Here is a 1,791-nt window from a genome sequence, read left to right on the forward strand (position 1 = left end):
CTAGTGCAGCGCGGTAGAAATGCTTGAGCAGCTGCGGATAATGGTGAAACAGAAGGATGAACCGCTGACCCACTCGCACTCGATGCTCAGCTCATCCGATTACACTCTTCACAACTAGGCTATGCCTAACCCCCATCCCTTGAGGATGCAATGAGCACGGTAACAGTGAACCAGCTGAGGGCATGATGTCTTCTCAAAAAAAGGAACTAGTTCGCGGCACTATGCCGCGAACTAGTTCTCAACTCTGACTCTCTCCTTGAGTTTCTCAAGTCCTGCCTTAACTTGGTAGCCCAAACTGCTCCCAACCTTGTACCAGAATCCCCAACAGCCTGACACTACATCATCAAGGCAGGCACCTTTGGTACAAGGTTGGACATAACTCAGGCTGTTTGAGGTGGACATGATCTCAGCTGCCACCAGATTAGATTACTCAACCTGTTGACCTCCTTTGTACTTCCATTGAAAAGGCTTGGACATAGTGCGGTTGAAGTAATCAATAAATTCTAGAATGCGATCGCTTAATTCCACAGTAGAGGTAAAACTGGCACGGCGGAGCAAGCGCCTGACCAAAATACTGAACCAACACTCAATCTGATTCAACCAAGAGGTATGCTTTGGGATGTAGACGAAACGAATACGGTGACTGGCATCAGACAAGAAAGCAGCACGAGTTGCCATGGACTTGAGAATACCAAATTGTTCTTTGACCCCTAAGTCCGTGTCGATTTCACAGCAAGCAGCAACCAGTCGCACCAGGGAAGCTGATTTGTGAATGTTGAGTTGGTCAACCAGAAAAATCCACTCCCCATCTGGGTCAGTTTCAATGGTATTGGCAATATGGTTAGCAAAGTCACATTCTTTACGAGTTGGACTAATCGTAGGAGCGATCGCTTTTCCTGTAGCAATCTCCAGATTAGCAATCAGACTCACTGTACCATGGCGAATGTACTCAAATTCAATACATTCAATGCGTCCTGGTTTCATCGGTAAAGTCTCAGCCGCACGTTCAAGTGCCTGGATGCCTGTCATCTCATCGGTACTTACTAGATGAACCCCTTGTTTTGACAAAGTTGGAGCTTGTTCATACAACTGACAAATAGCTGTCACCTGTTGTTTGAATTCTTCTGGGTCATCCGGGTTAGCGTTGAGCCAATAACGACTTCGATGGGGTTGTAGAGTCGCCTCGTTTTAAAAAACGCCTCACACTGCGTTGAGAAATCTGCTCCACTATGCCTCGTTTAACTACTTCCGAGGTTAATTCTTTGGTTGTCCAGTGACTCACCGGACGCCCAAAACTCGGAGGCGACTCACAAGCGGTAGCAACAATCTGTACTACTTGCTCCGTGGTGAATGTCGCTGGTGTACCTGGTCGTGGTGCATCCCCTAAACTGTCTACCATCATTTGTAGCAGTTCTTTGTCAGTGATACCCTTTGCTTCTATACTTATCAAACGCTCGGTCGCAACAGACCAGCGTTTTCGCCAGGTTCGCACAGTATTACGTGCGAGTTGCAACTTTTGAGCTATCTGAGTATTATTCATACCCTCGGCAGCCAATAAAATGACCCTCACCCGTTCCACTAATCCTTGAGGGCTACTGTGACGACGCACTAACTGTTCGAGTAAACTTCGCTGTTGCTGTGATAATTTAATCTTCAGGGGATGGGGGTCAGGCATAGCACAAGTTGTGAAGAGTACAATAGGGTAAGCTGAGCATCGAGTAGGTAAGCAGTTCATCCTTCTATTTTACCATTATCAGCAGCTGCTCAAGTATTTCTGCCGCGCTGCACTAG

At 47.0% G+C, this 1,791-nt stretch carries 2 protein-coding genes; both read right to left on the reverse strand.

The genetic code is table 11. From position 1 onward, the window contains the following. Positions 1-426: 426 nt before the first annotated feature. The gene (locus tag F6K53_RS39735; RefSeq protein ID WP_293085511.1) at positions 427-1,107 is read right to left on the reverse strand and encodes a transposase; all 681 of its coding nucleotides are present in this window, start codon (positions 1,105-1,107) and stop codon (positions 427-429) included. Positions 1,108-1,138: 31 nt separating this feature from the next. Further along, positions 1,139-1,675, reverse strand: a complete 537-nt coding sequence (locus F6K53_RS39740) for a helix-turn-helix domain-containing protein (RefSeq protein ID WP_075901518.1) — start codon at positions 1,673-1,675, stop codon at positions 1,139-1,141. Between the last annotated feature and the right edge of the window lie 116 nt (positions 1,676-1,791).

Origin of the sequence: Moorena sp. SIO4A1 (assembly GCF_010672065.1) — a bacterium.
Lineage (GTDB): Bacteria > Cyanobacteriota > Cyanobacteriia > Cyanobacteriales > Coleofasciculaceae > Moorena.